The organism is Vibrio sp. ER1A, assembly GCF_000733315.1.
GTDB classification, from domain to species: domain Bacteria; phylum Pseudomonadota; class Gammaproteobacteria; order Enterobacterales; family Vibrionaceae; genus Vibrio; species Vibrio mediterranei.
The window spans coordinates 983,199-1,005,015 of sequence record NZ_JPJA01000086.1 but is presented as its reverse complement, the minus strand read 5'-3'; the positions used below and the strand labels follow the sequence as shown (position 1 = coordinate 1,005,015).

The 21,817-nt window shown below is 43.8% G+C and carries 23 protein-coding genes and 1 pseudogene; 13 read left to right on the top strand and 11 right to left on the bottom strand.

Annotated elements, in window-relative coordinates; all coding sequences use genetic code 11:
* Positions 1 to 62 precede the first annotated feature (62 nt).
* From HW45_RS11545 to HW45_RS11535, 3 genes are all read left to right on the top strand, one after another.
* Positions 63 to 1,109, top strand: a complete 1,047-nt coding sequence (locus HW45_RS11545; protein WP_038227758.1) for a substrate-binding domain-containing protein — start codon at positions 63 to 65, stop codon at positions 1,107 to 1,109.
* Positions 1,106 to 2,107 (top strand): LacI family DNA-binding transcriptional regulator, encoded by a 1,002-nt coding sequence (locus HW45_RS11540; protein WP_006069483.1) that lies wholly within the window; start codon positions 1,106 to 1,108, stop codon positions 2,105 to 2,107. Before HW45_RS11545 ends, HW45_RS11540 begins: the two co-directional genes overlap by 4 nt.
* A 281-nt stretch (positions 2,108 to 2,388) precedes the next feature.
* Complete coding sequence (locus HW45_RS11535) at positions 2,389 to 4,734, top strand: exo-alpha-sialidase (protein ID WP_038227071.1); 2,346 nt, start codon at positions 2,389 to 2,391, stop codon at positions 4,732 to 4,734.
* Positions 4,735 to 4,784: 50 nt separating this feature from the next.
* Here the strand turns inward: HW45_RS11535 and HW45_RS11530 are convergent, their stop codons facing one another.
* On the bottom strand, positions 4,785 to 6,176 hold the full coding sequence (locus HW45_RS11530) for a glycoside hydrolase family 1 protein (protein ID WP_038227070.1): 1,392 nt from the start codon (positions 6,174 to 6,176) through the stop codon (positions 4,785 to 4,787).
* Between the two features lie 278 nt (positions 6,177 to 6,454).
* Here HW45_RS11530 and HW45_RS11525 point away from each other — a divergent pair, with 278 nt between their 5' ends.
* Entirely contained in the window at positions 6,455 to 8,203 is a 1,749-nt protein-coding gene (locus tag HW45_RS11525; protein WP_038227069.1) for an SgrR family transcriptional regulator, read from the top strand.
* A 49-nt stretch (positions 8,204 to 8,252) separates the two neighbouring features.
* Here HW45_RS11525 and HW45_RS11520 read toward each other — a convergent pair whose 3' ends face one another.
* The 5 genes from HW45_RS11520 to HW45_RS11505 all read right to left on the bottom strand — a co-directional run bounded on the left by HW45_RS11520 (position 8,253) and on the right by HW45_RS11505 (position 10,245).
* A complete protein-coding gene (locus HW45_RS11520; RefSeq protein ID WP_031494115.1) occupies positions 8,253 to 8,519 on the bottom strand; it encodes a DUF5062 family protein in 267 nt (88 codons plus the stop codon).
* 39 nt (positions 8,520 to 8,558) lie between these two features.
* Complete coding sequence (locus HW45_RS11515; protein ID WP_235225456.1) at positions 8,559 to 9,077, bottom strand: nuclear transport factor 2 family protein; 519 nt, start codon at positions 9,075 to 9,077, stop codon at positions 8,559 to 8,561.
* Positions 8,989 to 9,303, bottom strand: a complete 315-nt coding sequence (locus tag HW45_RS29985; protein WP_235225455.1) for a hypothetical protein — start codon at positions 9,301 to 9,303, stop codon at positions 8,989 to 8,991. The genes HW45_RS11515 and HW45_RS29985 overlap by 89 nt, the downstream gene beginning before the upstream one ends.
* Before the next feature lie 109 nt (positions 9,304 to 9,412).
* Complete coding sequence (locus tag HW45_RS11510; RefSeq protein WP_006069489.1) at positions 9,413 to 9,718, bottom strand: DUF3861 domain-containing protein; 306 nt, start codon at positions 9,716 to 9,718, stop codon at positions 9,413 to 9,415.
* A gap of 35 nt (positions 9,719 to 9,753) precedes the next feature.
* Positions 9,754 to 10,245: a DUF2798 domain-containing protein gene (locus tag HW45_RS11505; protein ID WP_006069490.1), complete on the bottom strand. Its 492-nt coding sequence runs from the start codon at positions 10,243 to 10,245 to the stop codon at positions 9,754 to 9,756.
* A 97-nt stretch (positions 10,246 to 10,342) separates the two neighbouring features.
* Between HW45_RS11505 and HW45_RS11500 the strand changes: the two genes are divergently transcribed.
* Together HW45_RS11500 and HW45_RS11495 are read left to right on the top strand one after the other, a co-directional pair.
* Positions 10,343 to 10,768 (top strand): MarR family winged helix-turn-helix transcriptional regulator, encoded by a 426-nt coding sequence (locus tag HW45_RS11500; RefSeq protein WP_006069491.1) that lies wholly within the window; start codon positions 10,343 to 10,345, stop codon positions 10,766 to 10,768.
* 120 nt (positions 10,769 to 10,888) lie between these two features.
* Positions 10,889 to 11,356 carry a hypothetical protein gene (locus HW45_RS11495; RefSeq protein ID WP_006069492.1) on the top strand — a complete coding sequence of 156 codons (468 nt, stop codon included), beginning with the start codon at positions 10,889 to 10,891 and terminating at the stop codon, positions 11,354 to 11,356.
* Positions 11,357 to 11,462: 106 nt separating this feature from the next.
* Here HW45_RS11495 and HW45_RS11490 read toward each other — a convergent pair whose 3' ends face one another.
* From HW45_RS11490 to HW45_RS11480, 3 genes are all read right to left on the bottom strand, one after another.
* Positions 11,463 to 11,819: a DsrE/DsrF/TusD sulfur relay family protein gene (locus HW45_RS11490; protein ID WP_038227068.1), complete on the bottom strand. Its 357-nt coding sequence runs from the start codon at positions 11,817 to 11,819 to the stop codon at positions 11,463 to 11,465.
* 99 nt (positions 11,820 to 11,918) lie between these two features.
* Complete coding sequence (locus HW45_RS11485; protein WP_006069494.1) at positions 11,919 to 12,698, bottom strand: helix-turn-helix transcriptional regulator; 780 nt, start codon at positions 12,696 to 12,698, stop codon at positions 11,919 to 11,921.
* 18 nt (positions 12,699 to 12,716) lie between these two features.
* Positions 12,717 to 13,250 carry a YbhB/YbcL family Raf kinase inhibitor-like protein gene (locus HW45_RS11480; protein WP_038227067.1) on the bottom strand — a complete coding sequence of 178 codons (534 nt, stop codon included), beginning with the start codon at positions 13,248 to 13,250 and terminating at the stop codon, positions 12,717 to 12,719.
* A 325-nt stretch (positions 13,251 to 13,575) separates the two neighbouring features.
* Here HW45_RS11480 and HW45_RS11475 point away from each other — a divergent pair, with 325 nt between their 5' ends.
* The 4 genes from HW45_RS11475 (at position 13,576) to HW45_RS11460 (ending at position 16,301) form a co-directional block, all read left to right on the top strand.
* A complete protein-coding gene (locus HW45_RS11475) occupies positions 13,576 to 14,097 on the top strand; it encodes an RNA methyltransferase (RefSeq protein ID WP_038227066.1) in 522 nt (173 codons plus the stop codon).
* A 148-nt stretch (positions 14,098 to 14,245) separates the two neighbouring features.
* The gene (locus HW45_RS11470; protein ID WP_006069497.1) at positions 14,246 to 14,617 is read left to right on the top strand and encodes a GntR family transcriptional regulator; all 372 of its coding nucleotides are present in this window, start codon (positions 14,246 to 14,248) and stop codon (positions 14,615 to 14,617) included.
* Positions 14,614 to 15,471 (top strand): ABC transporter ATP-binding protein, encoded by an 858-nt coding sequence (locus tag HW45_RS11465; RefSeq protein WP_038227065.1) that lies wholly within the window; start codon positions 14,614 to 14,616, stop codon positions 15,469 to 15,471. Before HW45_RS11470 ends, HW45_RS11465 begins: the two co-directional genes overlap by 4 nt.
* Positions 15,471 to 16,301, top strand: a complete 831-nt coding sequence (locus HW45_RS11460) for a hypothetical protein (protein ID WP_038227064.1) — start codon at positions 15,471 to 15,473, stop codon at positions 16,299 to 16,301. The genes HW45_RS11465 and HW45_RS11460 overlap by 1 nt, the downstream gene beginning before the upstream one ends.
* A gap of 64 nt (positions 16,302 to 16,365) precedes the next feature.
* Here the strand turns inward: HW45_RS11460 and HW45_RS11455 are convergent, their stop codons facing one another.
* Positions 16,366 to 16,965 (bottom strand): LysE family translocator, encoded by a 600-nt coding sequence (locus HW45_RS11455; protein WP_038227063.1) that lies wholly within the window; start codon positions 16,963 to 16,965, stop codon positions 16,366 to 16,368.
* Positions 16,966 to 17,084: 119 nt separating this feature from the next.
* Here HW45_RS11455 and HW45_RS11450 point away from each other — a divergent pair, with 119 nt between their 5' ends.
* Both HW45_RS11450 and HW45_RS11445 read left to right on the top strand, forming a co-directional pair.
* Entirely contained in the window at positions 17,085 to 17,567 is a 483-nt protein-coding gene (locus HW45_RS11450; protein WP_031494763.1) for an Lrp/AsnC family transcriptional regulator, read from the top strand.
* A gap of 334 nt (positions 17,568 to 17,901) precedes the next feature.
* Positions 17,902 to 20,063 (top strand): annotated as a pseudogene (locus HW45_RS11445) (immunoglobulin-like domain-containing protein).
* Positions 20,064 to 20,181: 118 nt separating this feature from the next.
* Here HW45_RS11445 and HW45_RS11435 read toward each other — a convergent pair.
* Positions 20,182 to 20,484, bottom strand: a complete 303-nt coding sequence (locus HW45_RS11435; RefSeq protein WP_152559663.1) for a hypothetical protein — start codon at positions 20,482 to 20,484, stop codon at positions 20,182 to 20,184.
* 893 nt (positions 20,485 to 21,377) lie between these two features.
* Here HW45_RS11435 and HW45_RS11430 point away from each other — a divergent pair.
* Complete coding sequence (locus HW45_RS11430; protein ID WP_038227060.1) at positions 21,378 to 21,785, top strand: hypothetical protein; 408 nt, start codon at positions 21,378 to 21,380, stop codon at positions 21,783 to 21,785.
* The last annotated feature ends 32 nt before the right edge of the window (positions 21,786 to 21,817 follow it).

Genomic DNA, 21,817 nt, shown 5'->3' with positions numbered 1-21,817 from the left:
AGTAAGTTATAAAGCGTCTATGTTTAGGCGCTTTTTTTATGGGCGCTGATGTTGGTAGGACCATGAAAAAAGAAAAGGAAAGCAAAGTTACCTTAACCGAGGTAGCAAGACGAGCGGGTGTCTCTCCTAGTACTGTTTCTCGTTACTTAAATCGAACCAGCTTCATTGCTAAAGATAAAGTGCGTGCTATCGAAGAAGCGATGTTTGAGTCTGGGTTCAAAAGTAAATCTCGAAAATCGCAACCTATTACCAAGCGCAGTATGTCGATTGGGGTTGTCGCTGCATCATTTGATAGTCCACATATCGCAAGAATATTAAAGGGCATGGACAGTACTGTGCTCAACCACTCATACCAGATCATTGTTGAAACGAGTCATTGGAATAAAGCCCGCGAAACTGAAATCCTCAAACAGTTTAAGCAGCGAAATGCCGATGCTATTGTGTTAATTGGTAGCTACCTCAATGATGCTGAAGTAAAAACGATCCTTGGCAAAACGCCGGTGTTACTACTGGGAAGTCCGGTCTATCTAGCTCCTACAGATAGCATTACTGGTATTCCTCAAGTCTTAGTCGATAATGAGCTTGGTGGGTACTTAGCGACCAATCATTTGATTCAGTTAGGTCACACCAGAATCCTTCATCTTCGCGGAGCCATCGGTAACAACGATTCTGATGAGCGGGTAGTTGGGTATAAACGCAGTTTGGAAAAAGCGGGAATCGAAGTGCTGGATGAGTTGATTGTTGAAGGTGAATTTAAGTCAGAGCAGTCGCTTGAAGTGGTTAAAGAGACAATAGAGCAAGGGATTGGGTTTACGGCTATCTTCGCGTCTAATGATGAAAGTGCTTATGGAGCAATTCAGGCATTACATCAAAAAGGCTATTCTGTTCCGGATGACATTTCACTCATAGGTTTTGATGATCTGCCATTTTCCAGCTACCTAATTCCACAACTCACCACGGTTAAACAGCCACTCGAAATCATGGGATCTATTGCGATACGTTATGCTCTTGATTTGATTAGTGGAATTAAGCCAAACTACCAAGTCCCTCCTGTGGAGGTAATTGTCCGAAATAGTACACAAAGGAATGCGGTGAAATCGGCCATATGAAAGAGAAAAAAGCCACCATATACGACGTTGCTAGAAAAGCTGGCGTTTCGCCAAGCACCGTCTCACGTTATTTAAATCGAACGACCTTCATCGCTAAAGACAAAGTCGACACCATCGAAAAGGCTATCTTTGACCTTGGTTTTAAACCTAAAGGTCGTAAAGCCCAGCCTAAGACAAAGCGAAACATGAAGATCGGTGTTGTTGCACCTTCATTTGATACCCCTTATGTAAGCCGCATCCTATATGGCATGGATCGTAGAATGCGTAACCACAGTTACGATATTATTATCGAAACCACGAACTGGGAACAAAGTCGTGAACGTCACGAGCTTCAAGATCTGGTTTCACGGCAAGTGGATGGCATTATCGTTGTCGGCGGTGATTTGGCAGAAGAAGATATCGCAGCACTAACAGGGAAGATCCCGACATTATTGATGTGTCGTAGAGGTAAAGGAATTTTGCCTCTCATAAACGTTGATAATGAAATGGGGGGATATCTTGCCACTAACCATTTGGTTCAGCTAGGTCATAAGAAAATCATGCATTTGACGGGACCAAGTGGCAATATTGATTCTGAGAACCGTATTGCTGGTTATTTGCGCTCGCTGAAAAATGCAGGGTTAGTGGCAGAACCCGGTATGGTTATCGACGGTCACTTTGAATCAAGAAATGCTTTCCAAAACCTTACGACTGCATTAAAGGGCGGTGCCAAGCCCACTGCAATATTTGCAGCTAATGATCATAGTGCGTTTGGCGTAATTCAAGCATTGCATCAGTACGGTTTACGAGTCCCTGACGATGTTTCGGTAATTGGTTTTGATGACCTTCCTATTGATGAATACTACATTCCTCGTCTAACTACAGTACGCCAACCATTTGCAGAAATGGGTGAGATCGGTGTCAGATATCTACTCGATCTTATCAGTGGCAATAAACCAAATTACGACATCCCCCCTGTGCAAGTTATCATTCGAGACAGCACTCAAGCACACAGCTAATTGGTGCGCCCTTAGTGGATCTGGGCGCATTTTCGTTACCTTCTAAACGTTGCTATTGTCCTTTTAGTTATTAAATGAAAATATATTTTTTTGCGATCTTGATCGATGAAGTAAATTTTTATTAATGCAAAGGTAAACTAGGCTGTATGACATGCTAGTGACCATTTTGCGTCACTCAGTTTTTTATTCAGGCCTACTTTGTTGTGATTCAGAGCGTTGTCGAGTCGTTGTCGCAAAGTAACACCATGAGTTAGTTTGGATTTAGACAGAAGGGAACAAATATGGTTTTTAGGAAAAACCGACAAGCAGTTTGGCTCGTTATGGCAATAGGTACCGCTCCGCTGGCAAACGCAGAGCTGTTTGATTACATGGCAACAACTGACCCCGTCAAAGATCAGCCAAGTGAACAAGGCTGGATTGCAGATCATAGCCAAAGTGGTAGTGGTGCGCTATCAACAGTAGATGGGGTAACAGCATGGGTCGCACAAGGTGAAGGCGGACGAGCACAGTGGAAAACGGTGTTATCTGACGCGTTAAAGAGTCAAGCAACGAACTACGGCTGGAGGTTATCGACTGAAATGCGCGTGGTTAGTGGCGGCATGATCACCAACTATTACGCCGATGGCAGTCAGCGTGTGTTGCCAATATTATCCATAAACAGTGCTGGTGAGCTGGTGGTGGAGTTTGAAGGTCGAAGTGGTACTACTGTACTGGCGACAGGCGCGGCGGCAACGGACTACCATAAGTACGAATTGGTCTTTCACCCGGGGGATAACCCTAATGCGAGCTTTTACTTCGATGGACAGCTAATTCTCGATCAGATATCTCCTTCACCAACGTCACAAAATATGTTGGTGTGGGGTAACGGCTCAACCTATACCGATGGTGTCTCAGCATACAAGAATATAGAGTTCGAAGTGCAAGGCGATGTGATTTTCAACGGCCCCGATCGCATACCATCTCTAGTTGCGAGCACAGAAACACCCGGTGTGGTGACAGCCTTTGCAGAGAAACGAGTGGGGGGAGGTGACCCAGGTTCAACCGCCAACACCAATGATATTATTACTCGCGTCTCTACCGACTCAGGGGTGACATGGAATACTGAATTGAACTTAACCGAGCAGATCAACGCTAACGACGACTATGATTTCTCTGATCCTCGTCCTATTTACGATTCAGCGTCTGACAGTGTTATTGTTTCTTATGTCCGTTGGCCGACTGACGCCGCGCAGAATGGCGATAAGATCAAGTCATGGATGCCAAGTGGGGTCTTCTACAGTACCTACGATATCGCTACTTCAAATTGGCTGGCTCCGGTGGATGTGACTCATCAAGTGAAGGAGCACAGCTATCAAATTGCAGGTTGGGGAGGTTCAGAGCTCTACAGTAAATCAGCCACTCTAAACAGTAATCAGGACTGGCAGTTGAATGCCACTCTACGAATCTTTGACGGTGCTGCCAACCGAATACAGGCGGCAGATGGAGCTCGTACTTTTGTGGTGACGTTTGCTGTAGACCCGTCAGGACAGCTTACCGCGCAATTAAATGGTGAGTCTTCGCCTGTTGTTGTCGCGCTAAGTAGTGGTGATGTGTATGGTTTTCATCAATACCAAATTGCCTATTCAGCCCTGAGTAATCAAGCGTCTCTATTGGTCGATGGCAATACTCTGGCTAGTTGGTCAGGTGAAACGTCGAGTAGCAATCTTGTGGAGTTTGGTAACGCAGACAGCAGTGTTGATGGCCGAATTCATCTACAGGATATCGCTCTTGAGCAATCAGGCGTGACCTTGGTTAGCCTAGATGCGGCTTATTTAGCTCAACAAGATCCAGCGAGTACCACGACTGACCTAGAACAATTAGGTTGGAGCAAACAGAAGTCCGGCAATACCATGAGCTTTTACGGACACGCCAGTGTGAACCCTGGGCCTGGTCACGGGATCCAGCTTGAACGACAGCAAGCGATTGCTGGTAGTCATAATGGACGCCTAATATATCCCGCTATTACACTAGACCGATACTTCTTAAACGTCATGTCTGTGTACAGTGACGACGGTAGTAAAAACTGGCAAACAGGGGCAAGCTTACCGCTTCCTTATCGTTGGAAGAGTGCGAGCAGTTTGGAAACGCTTGAGCCGAGTGAATCGGATCTTGTTGAACTAGATAATGGTCATTTGCTCTTGACTGCACGCCTTGATTTTAACAAGACCGTAAGTGGTGTTAATTACGGTTCGCGTCAACAGTTCTTGAGTGAAGATGGCGGTAAAACATGGGCTATGCTCAGCGGTAACAATGCCGATGTTTTCCCAGGTATAAGCTCTGGAACCGTCGACGCTTCAATTACTCGCTTCGAAGAAGCGGATGGTAGTCGATATCTGCTGTTCACCAATCCCCAAGGTAGTCCGTTTGGAGCGAGCAATCGTCAAGACTTAGGTTTATGGTTTAGTTTTGACGAGGGCAACAGCTGGAAAGGTCCAATTCAATTGGTCGAAGGTGCATCGGCTTATTCAGATATTTATCAACTTGATGCTGAAACAGCAATTGTGATTGTCGAAACCAATAGTTCCAATATGCGTATACTGCGAGTGCCTGTCACTTTGCTAAAACAAAAGGTGTTGGCGCTGCCTTAAAAAGCGCGCAAACAAAAGCCAGACGAGTTGTCTGGCTTTTTTCTTTTGGGTTATTCGCTTAGTGATTTACCTTGGGTTTTAATCACTTCTTGATACCAATGGAAGCTTTTTTTACGCTTACGTTCTAGTGTGCCGTTGCCGTCATCATGACGGTCGACATAAATGAAACCGTAACGCTTACTCATTTCTGCGGTGGAGTTCGCTACAAGATCGATAGGACCCCAACTAGTGAATCCCATTAGTTCAACACCATCTTCAATCGCTTCTCTCGCTTGTACTAAATGGTCATTTAGGTACTGGATGCGGTAGTCATCTTCAATGTTGCCATTCGCATCAATTTCGTCTCTTGCTCCTAAACCATTTTCTACAATAAACAACGGCTTTTGGTATCGGTCGTGCAGGAAGTTAAGTAAAATGCGCAGTCCTTTCGGATCGATCAACCAACCCCACTGGCTTTTCTCCAGATATGGGTTCGGTACACTGTCAACGATGTTACCCACTTCTTTTTGCTTTGGATCGGCACTTGCACAGCCGCTGGCGTAATAGCTAAACGAAATGAAGTCGACTGACGCTTGTGCGATGGTCTCTAGATCTCCGTCGTGAATATCGAGTTCAATTTGGTTTTCACGGAAGTAACGCAACATGTAGCCTGGGTATTGACCACGAGTTTGTACATCTCCAAAGAAGAGCCATTTGTTATTTTCGTGCATCGCAGCGATCACGTCATCAGGGTTGCACGTGTACGGGTAGTTCAACGCGCCTAACAGCATGTTACCGATCTTGCCATCTGGAACGATCTTTTGGCACAGTTTTACCGCTTTGGCATTGGCGACCAACTGATGATGGATAGCCTGATAGATTTCTTGTTCTGTAGCATCTTCTTGCAAACCTACACCGGTAAAAGGTGCGTGCAATGACATGTTGATTTCGTTGAATGTCAGCCACAGTTTCACTTTGTCTTTGTAACGTTCAAACACTGTTGTAACGTAACGTTCAAACATCTCAATCAGTTTTCGATTACCCCAGCCGCCGTAGTTTTCTACTAACGCGTAAGGCATCTCGTAGTGAGACAAGGTTACGAATGGTGTCATGTTGTACTTCGCTAACTCATCAAATAGACGGTCGTAATAAGCGAGTCCCGCTTCGTTTGGCTGTGTGTCGTCACCATTTGGAAAAATGCGAGTCCAAGCGATAGAAAGTCTCAAGCAGTTAAAGCCCATCTCATCAAAAAGCGCAATGTCTTCTGGATAACGGTTGTAGAAGTCGATAGCAAGATCTTTGATACCAGGAGTACGTTCATCGCGAGTTTGATGAGGACTCAAAATGCCTGAAGGCAGCATGTCTGAGGTCGAGAGTCCTTTGCCATCAAGGTTATAAGAGCCTTCAACTTGGTTGGCAGCAATGGCACCACCCCACAGAAAGTTATCCGGAAATTGAGTCATATGAAACCTCTAAGCTTATTTGCTTTATTGATTTGGATTTGTCGCTAATGAGCTTGCTGCAAGCAACAATCTGTAAGTAAAACTACTATAGACCTAGTATTGATTAATATGAGGAATGAATAAAGAGTGAATGTTTTTGTATAATCTTCCTCAATATGTGTTTATTAGCGAATTTTAGTGCTAAATAGAGGTGATGGGATTTAAATGAGGAAGAAAATGTATCGTAATTTTCCTGATTGTGCTTCGAAATCAGCACTCTTCGGTAATTGAGGGATGAAATGAAAGACCAACGCGCACTGCATTATTATGAACGTTTACTGCCTCTAGGAACCAAATGTGATGTGTTTATTTCTCTGTCTGAGGTGGCAGAAAAACTTTGTACTACGACTCGTCACAGCCGCACCTTGTTGCAAGAGCTTCAACAGCGACAATGGCTTACCTGGCAGCCCAAAGTCGGGCGAAATCAGCGCTCGGTAATACACCTTGCTTTTGAACGTGCCGAAATTCGCCAAGTATTAGCTCGAGTGCAGATTGAAGCTGGATACTATGAAAATGCGATGACGTTCCTCGAAGATGACCAACAGCAGTTTGCCGCTTTACTGCGCCAAACTTCAGGCGCGATCGTTCGTGAAGATCAGCTGCATATTCAACTAACGTATCAACGCGTATTCGATGAACTGTTGCCTCACACTCCATTGAGAAACAGCGAGCGATTCTTAGTAAGGCAGGTTTATGCTTGTTTGACAGGGTGTGACAAAGAAGGGCAGTTAACCCCTCAGCTCTCTCACGCGTGGACCAGCAATGAAGATGCTACCATTTGGCGCTTTTATATTCGCCCGCAACTTAAATTTCATTCCGGTGAGGTTATCACCGCCGCACTCATCAAAGAGCTGTTTGAGCAGTTGCGCGGGCTTCCAGAATACCGCGTAGAACTGTCGCATGTGGTGGCTATCTCCTTTACAAAGCAAAGTGTGACGTTTGAACTTAGTAGTCCAGATCTAGGCTTTGCAGCATTGCTCTCTGACTTGCGCTATTCTATTCAACCTCCTAAGCAAATCAGTTCCCCCATAGTAGCAACCATAGACGGCTCTGGAGCTTTCCAAGTCGTTGAGCAATCGGACGAGCGTTTAAGGTTACAAGCGCACGACTTTTATTTTGGTCTGCGTTCTTTAACCGACACTGTGACGATTTGGCAATTAGCCAATACACCAAGTGAACGCATTCAGTTAGGTCATTATGATCAGCCTAATCTTCTAGATCGGCCTGACTATTTAATAGAAAACCGCAGTGATGTTCAGGAAAGTACCCAGACCAGAATCGAAAATGGTTGCCTGTATATGTTGTTCAATATAGCCAGTCAGCAACAGTTAACCCTCGCACAGCGACGTTGGTTGGCGAGTGTGCTCTCACCTGAAACGATACTACAGCATGATCAATTGTCAGAACTGTTAATGGCCTCGATTCCAGCTCACAACTTTCTACCTAGTTGGACACAGATTAAACCTTGTCAACCAGAGCCGGCATCGCTTCCAAGTTGTCTGGATATAGCAGTCTACGACCATCTGGTAATAAAAGATTGTGCTCAGGTGATGAAACATACTTTGAACCAAATGGGTATAGACTGCACCATCAATGTCTACTCGCTAGAAGAAATGCATAAGTTGTCGCAACACCGTCAGCTCAGTGAGCCTTTAGTGATTGCCAGTTTTAATGTAGATGACAACTTGCCGATTTCTGTGTATCGATGGTTGATGTCAGATTCTATCTTACACCAAGGTTTATCGGACGATGCATCTGCGTGGCTAAGGGCAGAAATGATCAGCCTTCGTGAAAGTAGCCAAGTAACTCAGTATTTAGCGAAGCTAGAGTCTATTGCCACAACGATGCATTATCAGAACTGGCTCACACCGCTGTTTCACCACAGACAGACACTGCGTTGGAAAGGAGTGTTGCAGGGAGTATCCATTACGGATTGGTCGTGGCCAGATTTTAGAAATGTTTGGATAGAAGATGAGTTAGAGCAATAGAAAAGATGTCATGGAGCTTATAAAAAGAGAGTGCTCCATGACGTATTCGTTATTTCAGAGGGTCATTGTCAGGTAAGGCACTGTGAAGCCAAATGGCGAGTCGTTTTTTGATGTGAGGTCCATCTTCTTTGTCTTCCGGGAGAGGGACGATTTGTTTCACTTCTACGAGAAAGTGATAGAGAGCTTTTGCTTTCGTTGCTGGTGTCGCTGATTGATCCTGAATGGGATATCCCTGCATTGCTGCCATTTTGCAGCCAACTTCCAATGCCTTTTTGAATAACTTGTCTTCGTTCTCAAGTTTGGTTGTTTTTGACATCTGTTTACCTCGTACACTGATAACTGTGCTGTTCTGCGATTAGAATTTACCGCCGTTGACCCACTCATGCTTTGGTGGAATAGGCTCTTCATTGATCCAAATTTCGACTATTTTCGCATTACTCACTCTGAATATCTCAAAGCGCGCATACTCTTGTTTTTGATGGATTACGCGACTGTACGCCACCACCGTATCACCCTGTCCGATGATTTTAAATACTTGGTTGTAAGCGCCGATGAGTTTTGATGGGTGAACCACGTTCGAGGAGGCATGAATGGGAATATCGTCGAAGGTGATGTAGTTGTCTTTTGATTCCGTTTGACCAAGAACCATCACATCACAAAGAAAGCGACGTACTAGTTCTTTGTTGGACTCGGTGTGCTCTAAATCAGTGATTTCAGTTGGCCCACTAACCTGGTCGAGTTGGTCATCCGGATTATTTTGATAGGCAGAAATGACGTCCCAATGCTCAACTCTTGTCGTGTTGGTCGGTGTCGAATAGGTCAGTTGTGAGCCAATAAGCTTCTCCGTTATTGATATCTTGATAAGCTTGAACAAAAACATATTGTCCGTCGACAACAGAGCGAATGATCTGGATATCTCTGACTCGACAGCGTTCAATGAATGGCTCAAAAAACTCCACGAAACCCTCAATTCCATTTCGGACACCAGTACTGTGCTGGGTATAACGAATTCCTGTATATTTGGTCACAGCTTCTCTTACGTGACCATCGCGAATTCCTTCCATATATAGATTGGTGGCATTTTCCAGCTTCTTGCTCATATCTAACCCCGTCAATAAAGTGTCATTGTTAGAGTATTAAGCGTAGTTGAATCTTATTTAATGAGGAGAGAAACAAAAAGCCTCTCGTTACCGAGAGGCTAGGATAAGACTATTGTCCTTTAATGGTCTTCTTCAAATTTTGCATGAAGGTTTTGAAGTGGGGCATAAAGTCAGAGAATAGCGGATGCTTACGATCTTGCATCATCAAAGGACCTAATAGACGGATACTGACTCCAAGACGAGTCGCCGCTTGCTCATCCAGTCCACTCGACTGCTTCATTTTTTCGACAATGGCAAACATATCTTCTCTATCCTCGATTTCAAACGTCATGGTTTGAAGCTCGCGTTCCGCTTTAGTATTAGTTTCTTCAATAGTGATTCGATAAGTGTTGTGTTTACTATTGAGTGAATTCATAGTGCGCTCCTGTAGGGGGATTATTATTCTAAAGTCTAGCTTTTTAAGAAGGTTTCGATTTTAGGTTTCACTGTCATTGACATAACGACCATGATCGTTAGGCCAACAGGCAGTGCGGCAATAAAGCCCTTGAACCATTCATTGGTGAATACTGTCATATCAGCAAATCCAATGTTGTTGGCTGCGGTAACGAAAGCCAATAGCGATTCCATTACGACCGCCATACTTATCCCAACGATGAGGTTACGAAATGTCGCGCTTATTGACGGTAGCAGTCGATTGGCGAGCTTAGTAAGTAAAGTCATCATCACCATCCCGAAAGGCATCATTACGATAGCGGCTAGGGCAAATGAAGATAACCAATCGCTGTAAAAGGTTTCACCTAAACCGACATTCATGTAAGTCATCACACCTGTCAGAGTTCCTCCAATCACTGTCATCAAACTGACAATGACAAGCACCTTATATAGGATAGGGGTGCTTGCATCATTGGTGACAGGGGAAGCAGGCATTGTTTGTGTCGTCATTTAGGTTCTCCAGTCTTGAAATTGCTTAGAATTAAGTTGATAATATCAACTATAAGTATAATGGTTGATAATGTCAACTATATTTTTAAGGATCACTATGTCTGAAAACACCTCACTTGAATCGATTTTCCGCCTCGTCCATACGCTGAAGCGTCAAATGAGTGAACAAATTGAAAGCCTTGATTGTGATGTAGCACCGATGCATATCAGAGTAATGAAGATCATTACTAAGCGAGCACCTTGTACATCAATTGATATTGCAAACCTGCTAAGCAGAGATAAAGCTCAGGTTACAAGGCTTATTAATACTTTGATTTCAGAAGGGTTGTTGGAGAAAGCTCCAAACCCTGAAGACAAGCGAAGCCACTTCCTGATATTGACGCCCGCAGGTGAAACCATCATGAGTAAAGTGGCTGAGATTGATAAAGCGATGTTGCTTCAAATGACGGCGGGTATTGATAAGCAAGACTTGGCCAAGTTTGCTGCCGTTGCGGACGCGATGACGGATAACCTAACAAACTAGCGTAGCAGTCCTGATAGTGTGGGTTACCTAAACGGTCCGCAATATAGGAAAAATTGGAAAATTGCTGCAATCTGATTAGAATGCGCGGTTCAATTTGATCGTTAACCAGAGCAACTTACTATGCTTCGTGATTACACCTTTAACTGCCTTGTGACCATGCCTCGTCATGAACTGGAAGAATTCAGCCTTCGAATGATTAGCCGAATGGTGCCAGAAGATGTTATGAGTGAGCTGTTTACCTTTGAACAAGAAGAAGTGGACAGCGAAGAGCGCATGATGTCGGCCCGTCTTGACGCAACGTTGCGAATGACGGCAATTGCTCTGAGCGAGATTCAACAGGCATTTGATGATTCTGAAAATGCAAAACAGAACAGTGAGCGAATGACACGACTTGTTTTGTGGCATTTCTATGCCATCTCATTCAATTTAGAGCAGGCAATTACCCTAGAGGTGCACTGTGAACAGGTCGAAAAACTGCTGATTGATCCGCCACAAGATGCGTTTGGCTGGGTCAAAATACTCACTGAGCTGCTGCACACGTACGCGAAGATAAACGCTGAACAGAATCCGCAACAAGACGCCGAATAATTGCTGGCATTTAGAGTTTAGTTATATATATGCATTGAGAAGGTGGCCGCGCCTTCTCAATGCATAGCTAGGTAGAGCTATCGCTCAGAATCGAATGATTACCTAGTTAAAAACTGACTGTTTTGTCCGCCATTAATACCCAATTTGCCAAATCATCCATTGTGGCGAGTTCACAGCCTTCAATAACATCAAGCCCTGATAATCCGCGCGCCTGAATACAAGAGCCGCAGAATTTGACCTCACTATCTTGGGCAATCACTATCTCTAGCATTTGTTGTATGTTGTAGCCTTCGTTCGGGGATTGTCTTGGTAAGACTGCAGTGACAGCATCGGAAAGCAAAAATAGATTCACCTTAACGTTCTGACTGTCTTGCTCATTGAGTTGAATGGCGAGTCGCAAGGCATTAAAGAGCTTCTCGGAACCATAAGGTGCATCATTGACGATAATCAGGACCTGCTGCATTTGAATTTTCCCTCTCGCAAAAAATAACCGTAAGCAGGGTAACATTACCTCACAAATTAAAGGGTTAATGGGATCACGTTATAGGTTCTGTTCGCAAGCTTAGACTGCCACTGTCTTAATATAGTCTCGAGGTGATAAACCAAATTTTCCTTTGAAGCGTTGGCTGAATCGACCCTCGGATTGATATCCACACGATTGGGCTAATAGTGCGACGTTATAAGAGCCGTTTTGGATTAAAAACAGAGCATGGTTTAAACGCACTTCTGCCAGTACTTCTCGATACTGTGTACCTTCTTGTTTTAACCGACGAATCAGAGTAGCACGACTCATAGCGAAATGTTGTGCGACGGTTTCTAGGGCATGTTCTTCGCTTGGGGAATGAGAAAGATAGCGACTCAGTTTTTGACTAAATCGAGTCTCTGAGTCAGAGAACAACTGATGCAACGCGCCGTATTCCGCTAATTGTTGGTAAAGCCCCATCACCCAGAAATTCTGGGTTGCGTTACTCATGTGGTGTTGTTCAAATGAAAACAAAGCATTGAGTATGTCTTGTAATGCGTTTGTCGCTTCTAAGATTGGTAGGTCGTCTTCTTGGCTACGATTTCTGCTTGTCTCTAACATGGATTGTGTAGGTAAGCAGTGGAAACTGAATACTCTGGAAAGAAATCGTCCTTTCTGTGGTAGGTTTTCAAAGCTGAGTGATACAGAGGCTTCGCAAAGCAGCAATTGAGAGTGCGACACATCCATGGCATTGTCTTTCCAAAAAAGTCGCTTACTGCCAGAAATGATTTGAATAATACTCGGGGAATGAATCCGCACATTTCTGAGTCGTTGAAGTTGTTCGGCTCGAAATAACGTTACTTGGTATGGATGGTTCATCATTCCCCCTTGAATAAGTTAGCGTGTATAAGTAGCAGTCAGTTTTGCTTTGCCTATCGCCATATTATTAAGCGTAAAGCCGATAACCGCAGATGGTGTGTCCTGATTAAGATCGAGCTTCTCTGTTGGCAACGCCCAGACGGTAAATTGGTAACGATGCATACCATCGGCCTTCGGTGGGCAAGCACCACCAAATCCAACACTACCATAATCGATTCGAGACTCTTGGCCCCCTAGTTTTTTGATGTCCACACCTCGCGGTAACTCGGTCACAGAAGCTGGAATATTAAAGGCGACCCAATGCCAGAAACCACTGCCGGTTGGGGCATCTGGGTCATAGGCGGTGATTGCAAAGCTCTTTGTTCCCTCTGGAACGTCGCTCCAAGTCAGTTGCGGTGACTGGTTGCCACCATCACAACCCCAACTGTTATATTCAAAGGTTTTAGCCATTGGATGGCCTTCTTGAATATCATTACTTTTTAATTCAAAGGCGTGTGCTGATCCCATGGCTAACAGGCTTAGCGCTAATACTGACTGAGTAAATACTTTCATTGTGGTGTCCCTTTGTGTGAGTTCGAAGTTAAGTGTATTCCTTAATTCACACTTCAGGCTGTCAAAAAGTATCAAAGTTAACGGTAATTAATAATTTAATGATACTTAATGATAAAGGCAAACACCTCAATAGAGGTTTAAATGAATTGGGGTGCCAGTTTTGTTGTATAGGAAAGATATTGTTGTAGTAGGAAGACCCCTAACTCTGAACGGTGACTAGATATTGACGCGCACCAAAAACAGCACGAATAACGTTTCTATGGCATAATCCTGCGCCATCAAAGTACGCTTTTTATTATCTGACAAACCAAGTAGAACCCTATCAATGACAACAGAATCTACCGTCATTATCGGATTACACAATCCGAAGAGCCCAACGAATGTCGGTGCCGTAATGCGAGCAGCAGGGTGCTATAACGCAACCCAAGTTCGTTATAACGGAACCCGTTATAGCCGAGCTGTGAGATTTCAAACGGACACGCAAAACACCCATGAACGGATTGAGCTGGTTGAGATGAATGACTTAACGGCTGACGTCGCAGATAACGTTTCAGTTGTTTGTGTCGAGTTCGCCGTCGGCGCGACGTCGCTTCCTTCATTTAATCATCCAGACAATGCCGTTTATGTATTTGGCCCTGAAGATGGCTCATTACCACAAGAACTAGTAGATAAAGCCGACCATGTGGTTTATGTGCCTACCCATGGCTGCATGAATCTTGCGGCAACCGTCAATGTTGTCTTGTATGACCGTTTGGCCAAGTCGTTAGGACCGATCGACGATCATCAACAAGTTATTAGCAATCGAGATAATAAGAATCGTCTAAAGGTGAAAACAGTCTCCGTGTGACGACTTCAAGACCGCAAATAGTTGAGTAAAGCCCACTTTCTAAGGTGGGCTTTGTTTTCACTAATCCTATGTGAAAAACAATTACCTTCCAATCTGTTAGCTTAGGTGTTATACATATATATAACACCATTTCAGTCAAGGGGCGCTAATGACGCATTGGCATGATCGTCAACCGATTTTCCGTCAGTTGGCTGATCAAATTACTCAACAAATACTCCAAGGTATATGGCAAGAAGGCGAGCCGTTACCGTCAGTTCGTAATGTCTCTGCAGACATGAAGATTAATCATTTAACGGTAATGAAAGGTTATCAGTTGTTGGTAGATGAAGGGCTAGTAGAAAAGAAGCGTGGCCAAGGCATGTTTGTGGCGATAGGGGCTAAAAACAAATTACTGGCTGATGAAAAAGCCCGTTTTCTTGAGCAGCAAATCCCTCAAATTGCTGTAACTTTGCAGCGTCTGGATATGTCATTAGACGAGTTTGTCCAGCAAATTAAACCCCATATTAAAGGTGACCAATGAGCGCTTTAGTCAGTGTGCAAAATGCATTCAAGCAATATAGTAAGCAAGGTGAAGGCTTGCACGATATCAGTTTTGAGTTACAGGCTGGTCAGGTACTAGGTTTGCTTGGACACAACGGTGCAGGTAAATCGACACTCATTAACGCCTTACTCGGCGCACACGATTACAACGGAACCATCCGTATCAATGGATTCGAACCGATAACTCAGCGTGACAAGATCATGCAAAGCTTGTCGTACATTTCGGATGTTAATGTGCTTCCTGGGTGGATGACCGTGGCGCAGTTATTGGATTACACCGAAGGGGTGCACACAGGGTTTGACCGCAGTAAAGCAGATGAACTACTGCGCCAAACTGACATCAAACCACGTGCTCGAATCAAAGCTTTGTCTAAAGGTATGAAAGTGCAATTGCACCTAGCGGTAGTCATTGCGACCAATACCCAAATACTGATTTTAGATGAACCAACATTAGGACTCGACTTGGTTTATCGAGATACTTTCTACCGCCACCTTCTAGAGTGGTTCCATGATGGTGATCGAGTACTACTTATCGCCAGCCACGAGGTGAGTGAAATCGAGCATCTACTTACCGATGTGTTGATTCTTAAACAAGGGCGTACAGTGCTACAAAGCTCAATGGAAGCCATCAGCGAAGACTACTTCATTCTGGATGCTAGCGATGAATATCGCGCTGAAATTGAAGCTATGAAGCCGCTCTCTTCTCAGAAAGGACTAGGCAGCACCAAGTGGTTGCTGCACTCACACTTTTCAGAACAGGCAGAAACGCTAGGGGCGGTATACGGCGTGAAATTGGCAGACTTATTTTTGGCTTTGCAAAAGGAGGCGGTGTAATGCGTTCTATTATGGCAATGCTACGTAAAGAGTGGATAGAGAACCCGCTTGTAACGCGAGTTCCGTTATTCCTATTTGCTTGTGGTTTACTTTTGTTTATTAGCTTAATGAGCAGTTCGACCTTGCAGCACAATATGTTCTTTCACATGAACTTTAGTGGTGACGTGAGTGACATCCATAAAGAAATGGCTAACGATGTCAACATGCTGATTGCAGGTGGTGCGGGGCTTTTATCAATACTGCTGGGTACTCAGTATTTTCCACGAACACTGCGTAAAGAACGTACTGAAGGCAGCATTATGTTTTGGCGTAGTATGCCAGTCAGTGATGTGAAAACGCACCTAGTTAAGTTAGCTTTTGGATTGCTAGTGATTCCACTGGTGTGTTCAATATTGGTGTTTTTTGCCGATTTTCTGTTGTGGTTGCTCAATACTTCAACCGATCATCAATTGGCATTGTTACATAAACAGTCTTCTTTACTAGCGGTTATGTTTAGTTGGGTAGGCTTCTACTTGAGAATGGTGATTGCCGGAGTACTCTTGCTCCCATTGGCCCTTAGCGCTATGGCAATATCGCAAAAAGTAAACTCTCCATTATTGATTATGCTTATTGCAATCTATGTACTGCGCTGGATGCCGATAGCCATGTTTGGGTTTTATGGTGTCGACCAGTTCTTTTCGGACATTTTCTATCTGCCATTACATGCGATCTTGGCACCAAATCCGTTGAGTGCGATTCCAGCCGCCGGTTGGATGAATGTTAGTGTGTACGCAATTATCGGGCTCGCTGCTTGGACATTGAGTTTGAGGTTTAGTAAAACCGTTAGCTAATCGATATCACTCTAACTGACTGCCGTCTCCTGCTTGAACAAGGGACGGCTGTTTTGTATTGAGGTTAAATAGATTGTCCAGCCATCACAATGGCAACAATTCCTAAGCTTGCTCCAAGGCCGCGGTTGACCCACAAGAAGTATTTAGGCGATGTCAGTAGCTTATTGAGTGCTGAGCCACAATATGCCCAAATGCACATAGACGACACTCCAATTGCAATGAAAATCGCCATAATCACCGCGTCATCCGATAGAACTCTGTTTTGACCGGGCAGAAACTGCGTCAGTAGAGTTAAAGACGCAACCCAAGCCTTGGGGTTCAGAATTTGAACCAGCGTACCACTGAAAAAGCCAGTTTGTTTGTCCGTCTCACTATCGCTCAGTTTGAGGGTTGAAATCGACCAAGCGAGATAAAGTAGGTAACAGGTCCCTAGTACTTTTAGCGCTGTGTATAACATTGGTTCGGAGCTCAAAAGGTTTGTCAGTCCGAGACTTGAGCCAACAAGAATAATCGATACGCCTAAAGCACTGCCTGCGATGAAAGGTAACACAGCAACAAAGCCATACCGACTCGACAAACTAAGTAGCGCGATATTACCAGCGCCAGGTGCTATCGATATAGAAAATGAAAAAACGATAAACGCAAAGAGCAATTGTGCACTCATAAAATCCCCTGATAGTGTAATGTTGCGGTCACTATTTAGCTTATCGAAACCACTAGAAATAGAATTGCCATTTACGTTAATATCGAACTCATATTGAGCAGAAAATTTCCAAATTAACCATGAATAAGAAAGAAAGCGCTACATATGAGTTGGATGATATAGATATTGCCATACTGCGGATCATTCAACGTGAAGGTCGAATTAGTAATAATAAACTTGCTGAACGAGTGAATTTGAGTGAAACGCCATGTTGGAGGCGTTGGAAACGACTTGAAGAAGCGGGTTATATCGACAACTACACAACGGTTCTCAATCGACAGAAACTCAACCTACAAGTGTCAGGCTTTACATTGGTAACGCTAGGTAATCACGATGTTGAAAGTACAGAGCCGTTTGAAGAGTTTGTGGGTTTGGTAGAGTGGGTGGTTATGTGTAGCTGCATTGCTGGCAGCGCCGATTACATTGTCCAAATAGTTGCCCAAAGCCTTGAGCAATACTACGACAGGCTTAGCGAGTTGCGACGTGTCAAAGGTGTCACGGCGCTACAGTCGAATATGTCGATAAAAGAAATAAAGAGTACCTCCCACTTACCGATTGGCTGAACACGAGCAATTTCAGCTCAAACGTTGACCATTGTCACTTAATTTCTAGAGAAAACTATCAATAGGTTGCTTGGTGGAAATTTCCTACTCTTTGATAAAAATATAAGCAAATTTCGCCTATATGCCTCATTTTATTACCTTGGTCTAGAATTATTCACTAATTGATTTTTCATCGTGAATTAAGATCACGATATCGAAAATCTATACAAAAAGTATCTGTATATCATGTGATTAATTTCTTACTTCAATCATATAATTCCTACGGAACTCAATGCGTTGCTGTATCTAAATGCTGAGTGAATCCCGTAATGAAATTGAATAAATAAGAGGTAATATGATGAAGCAAAAAACGCTCTATCTTGCTGTGGCTCTAGGTTTAGGCAGTATTGCGAGTGCAGCATCAGCGAATGAGATGGTGAACCCGGAAGCTGGTGTTGTAGTTGGTTATTGGCATAACTGGTGTGATGGCGCTGGCTATAAAGGTGGTAATTCGCCTTGTATTACGTTGGATGATGTTGACCCTATGTACAACGTTGTCAACGTTTCATTTATGAAGGTGTTTAACACCAGCGAAGGCCGTATTCCCACTTTTAAACTAGACCCCGCTATTGGCCTTTCTGAACCGGAATTTATCGCACAAATTGAGAAGCTCAATCAGCAAAACCGAGCAGTGTTGATCGCGTTAGGTGGTGCTGATGCTCATGTCGAATTAAAGACAGGTGATGAACAAGCATTCGCACAAGAGATCATTCGACTGACTGACAAGTTTGGTTTTGATGGTTTGGACATTGACTTAGAACAGTCGGCGGTAACCGCTTCTGACAACCAAACTGTCATTCCTGCTGCGCTACGTATTGTAAAAGAGCACTACCAGCAGCAAGGTAAGAACTTCCTAATCACGATGGCCCCAGAGTTTCCTTACCTAACGGAAGGTGGCAAATACGTTCCTTATATCACTGGACTAGAAGGCTACTACGATTGGATAAACCCACAGTTTTATAACCAGGGTGGGGATGGGATATGGGTGGACGGCGTTGGCTGGATTGCTCAGAACAACGACGCTTTGAAACAAGAGTTTATTTATTACATCTCGGATTCTCTGGCTAACGGAACACGAGGGTTCCACAAGATTCCGCACGATAAATTAGTATTTGGTATTCCTGCCAATATTGACGCTGCGGCGACGGGTTTTGTCCAAGATCCTCAAGACCTCTATAACGCGTTTAACCAACTAAAGGCTCAAGGTCAGGCGCTGAGAGGTGTGATGACATGGTCAGTAAACTGGGACATGGGCACCAACGCTTCAGGTCAGGCTTACGGTGAACAGTTTATTAACGACTACGGTGCGTTTGTATATGGTCAGACACCGCCGCCACCAAGTGAAGGTAAGCCTGTATTTAGTGGTGTATCTGATGTTCGTGTTCGTCATGGTAACGCGTTCGACCCTTATGCAGGCGTGACCGCAAAAGACAAAGAAGATGGAGACTTAACCAATAGCATTTCTGTTGAAGGCTCGGTCGACACTAACACCATCGGTACTTATGTATTGATTTATAGTGTGACAGACAGTGATGGCAACGAGACCAAACAGAGCCGTAATGTGGAAGTGTACAGCTTAGCTCCAGAGTTTGAAGGCGTCGCCGACGTCACCATCAAATTGGGCGACAGCTTTGATCCAATGCAAGGGGTAAAAGCCATTGACGCAGAAGATGGTGACTTAACCTCTCAAGTGCATGTAGAAGGCAGCGTGGATGTAAACAAACTAGGTAAATACGACTTAGTTTACCGGGTAACAGACAGTGCTAGTCAAACCACTACAGCAAATCGTGTGGTAACCGTCGCTGATGGCAGTTCTTGTGCTAACGCATGGGATGTTAGCGCTACCTACTCTAAAGGAGATCTCGTTTCTCATAATGGCTCAACGTGGCATGCTGAATGGTGGACTCGTGGTGATGAACCAGGCACTACCGGAGAGTGGGGAGTATGGCGAAAAGTGGATGATAATGGTTGCGGAACGCCAGCGCCAGGTTTTGACTTCACTATCGATGGGTTGAGCTCTCAGTACACTTTGACTGGTGGTAGTGTTACTTTAAACCCAGTCATAAAAACCAGTGAATCTGCTTCTGTCGCCGTTACAGTAGAAGATAGCTCTAGCGCTAAGATATACGAGCAAACCCAGCAGGTGAATAGCGAAGCGACGTTAACCGTGACATTGTCAGCTATTGAAGCTGGTAACTTTGTATTCAGAGCCACCGCGACAGCAACTCGGAAGTAGCGACTCATGGATTTAAAGTGGTGGATGAATCAGTAACACCTCCTCCGGGAGAGCATCCGGCTTACGATCCTAACGCGACCTACGCAGAAGGGGATATCGTCACTGGCTCTGATGGCGGCTTATACCAATGTAAACCATGGCCTTATACAGGTTGGTGCTCAAACCCATCGTATGCACCGGGTGAAACAGTGCATTGGTCAGATGCTTGGGACAAACTCTAATAGATAACTTCTGAGTTCCAAAGATAAGCCTCTCTGAATATCAGAGGGGCTTTTTTGTTGGAGGTGTGGACTTTGCTCGGAAATGTGTTCTTTTACGTGATTCGTAGACTAAACAGCACTATTTTTGAAAGTGGCTGAATACATCATCAATTGAACATGATACATCGAGTGGATTTTCTTGCCCTTGCACTAACATCATAGCGGAGCTAATTTCGGCTAGTGTACTGTTTCTCGAACTAGCAACCCTCTCTGGGGTCGACATACCAGCATGTGGCCAACCAGCATAGCCACCTTCTCGCCAGTTATCATTCGCACCACCTTCACTACCACTTGGTAATCGAAAGTCATCCTCTTCGGCTTTATCGATGACGACCATAACTAAGTCTTGGTCCCTTGGGTAGTAACCTGGGTCCATACCCAATAAGGGTTCTATTCTTAGCTGTGACAGGCCTATGCCAAAGCTATCAAATGTACAGCGGTCTGTAACCCAGAAAACACCGTCTTTCTTCCGAGTGTCCTGTTGGATTTCACATACTGCTCAAAGATATTCCTAGGAAACACGCAGACTGGAATATTAAGCTTATAGTTTTTCACCGGCACGAGAGCGGTAGAGGTTTTGTCGATAACGGCTAAAGCATTACACAGTTGAGTTGGTGTAACTAGGTTTTTAGACTGCTGTAATAACTGTCGAGATAGTAATAAAGGTGATGGAAACATGGTATGACCTCTGTAAATAACTAGTAGTGAAAATGACAGCTCATACTTCGATAGTGCGTTTGAGAATTAGTATGGCACAACATTCATATCGCGTTGCGTTTTATAGAGCAATTTCCACAACGAACGTTCTATAGGGCGTTAATGAAGTATGGTCAGAAAAAGTTATTTGAAATGTTGCTGTGAAAGGCCGAGAGCACGAAGCTCTGGTTACATGTACTGGCAGTGTTTTGACAAGAATCAATGGGGTCACGTCTTGCTTTCCTACTATTAGTTTGGGTATTTCAAAGAATTGTCGTCGGACAATGAACTTTGTGAGCAATTTCGAAGAAGCTTTTGGACACAATCTCGTTAGTTTAGTCACTCAAACATGATGGTTACTAGTTATTGATTTATATTGGTCTTGGTAACAATTTCGCGACTATCAGAGACATACAACTTAAGCCTTTTACATTTAGTCTGGCAAACTATACAAGATTAATTCTAAAAGTATGAATTAAGTAACACTAAATGAGTTTTATTAAATTCTAGTTACAATAGATTTTTGAATAAACGTTTAGGTCATGTAATGAACTATATAAAAAATCTATCGTAGAATCCTTGTTAACATTTTTAGCATTGTGTCCTGTTTCGATTTACCTACCGCGTTATGAAACTAAAGCACTGGAGTTAATTGGTATTCCCGTAGAATCTGGTATAGCGACTATAATCATCAACCTTATTGTACTAATCGTTGCGTTAGGCATACTTTTACCAATAATAAAGTTTGTTGTTTTTAATGAGCGCTTTGAGAATGCTTCAAATTACTTTGTTTACCAACTTAGTGAAGTGTTTATAGTGTTTGTTCTGGTTTATCCGCTAATTATTGTGATTCCAGAAGTTCTCTCTTTATTTGGAATTTCTACTGAAAATTATCAAGGGATAATTCTAACCGACGCTATTGTTATTATACTATCTACGTTTGTTCTGATGCCGGTTCTATTCAGAGCTATTGAAGAAGTCTCTTAATGATAACCAATAATGATTAATGTTTATCATGC

What these genes read in the sequence shown, in the direction of transcription:
- HW45_RS11545 (WP_038227758.1), top strand. Translation starts at nt 63, where the DNA reads ATGAAAAAAGAAAAGGAAAGCAAAGTTACCTTAACCGAGGTAGCAAGA.
- HW45_RS11540 (WP_006069483.1), top strand. Translation starts at nt 1,106, where the DNA reads ATGAAAGAGAAAAAAGCCACCATATACGACGTTGCTAGAAAAGCTGGC.
- HW45_RS11535 (WP_038227071.1), top strand. Translation starts at nt 2,389, where the DNA reads ATGGTTTTTAGGAAAAACCGACAAGCAGTTTGGCTCGTTATGGCAATA.
- HW45_RS11530 (WP_038227070.1), bottom strand. Translation starts at nt 6,176, where the DNA reads ATGACTCAATTTCCGGATAACTTTCTGTGGGGTGGTGCCATTGCTGCC.
- HW45_RS11525 (WP_038227069.1), top strand. Translation starts at nt 6,455, where the DNA reads ATGAAAGACCAACGCGCACTGCATTATTATGAACGTTTACTGCCTCTA.
- HW45_RS11520 (WP_031494115.1), bottom strand. Translation starts at nt 8,519, where the DNA reads ATGTCAAAAACAACCAAACTTGAGAACGAAGACAAGTTATTCAAAAAG.
- HW45_RS29985 (WP_235225455.1), bottom strand. Translation starts at nt 9,303, where the DNA reads ATGAGCAAGAAGCTGGAAAATGCCACCAATCTATATATGGAAGGAATT.
- HW45_RS11510 (WP_006069489.1), bottom strand. Translation starts at nt 9,718, where the DNA reads ATGAATTCACTCAATAGTAAACACAACACTTATCGAATCACTATTGAA.
- HW45_RS11505 (WP_006069490.1), bottom strand. Translation starts at nt 10,245, where the DNA reads ATGACGACACAAACAATGCCTGCTTCCCCTGTCACCAATGATGCAAGC.
- HW45_RS11500 (WP_006069491.1), top strand. Translation starts at nt 10,343, where the DNA reads ATGTCTGAAAACACCTCACTTGAATCGATTTTCCGCCTCGTCCATACG.
- HW45_RS11495 (WP_006069492.1), top strand. Translation starts at nt 10,889, where the DNA reads ATGCTTCGTGATTACACCTTTAACTGCCTTGTGACCATGCCTCGTCAT.
- HW45_RS11490 (WP_038227068.1), bottom strand. Translation starts at nt 11,819, where the DNA reads ATGCAGCAGGTCCTGATTATCGTCAATGATGCACCTTATGGTTCCGAG.
- HW45_RS11485 (WP_006069494.1), bottom strand. Translation starts at nt 12,698, where the DNA reads ATGAACCATCCATACCAAGTAACGTTATTTCGAGCCGAACAACTTCAA.
- HW45_RS11480 (WP_038227067.1), bottom strand. Translation starts at nt 13,250, where the DNA reads ATGAAAGTATTTACTCAGTCAGTATTAGCGCTAAGCCTGTTAGCCATG.
- HW45_RS11475 (WP_038227066.1), top strand. Translation starts at nt 13,576, where the DNA reads ATGACAACAGAATCTACCGTCATTATCGGATTACACAATCCGAAGAGC.
- HW45_RS11470 (WP_006069497.1), top strand. Translation starts at nt 14,246, where the DNA reads ATGACGCATTGGCATGATCGTCAACCGATTTTCCGTCAGTTGGCTGAT.
- HW45_RS11465 (WP_038227065.1), top strand. Translation starts at nt 14,614, where the DNA reads ATGAGCGCTTTAGTCAGTGTGCAAAATGCATTCAAGCAATATAGTAAG.
- HW45_RS11460 (WP_038227064.1), top strand. Translation starts at nt 15,471, where the DNA reads ATGCGTTCTATTATGGCAATGCTACGTAAAGAGTGGATAGAGAACCCG.
- HW45_RS11455 (WP_038227063.1), bottom strand. Translation starts at nt 16,965, where the DNA reads ATGAGTGCACAATTGCTCTTTGCGTTTATCGTTTTTTCATTTTCTATA.
- HW45_RS11450 (WP_031494763.1), top strand. Translation starts at nt 17,085, where the DNA reads ATGAATAAGAAAGAAAGCGCTACATATGAGTTGGATGATATAGATATT.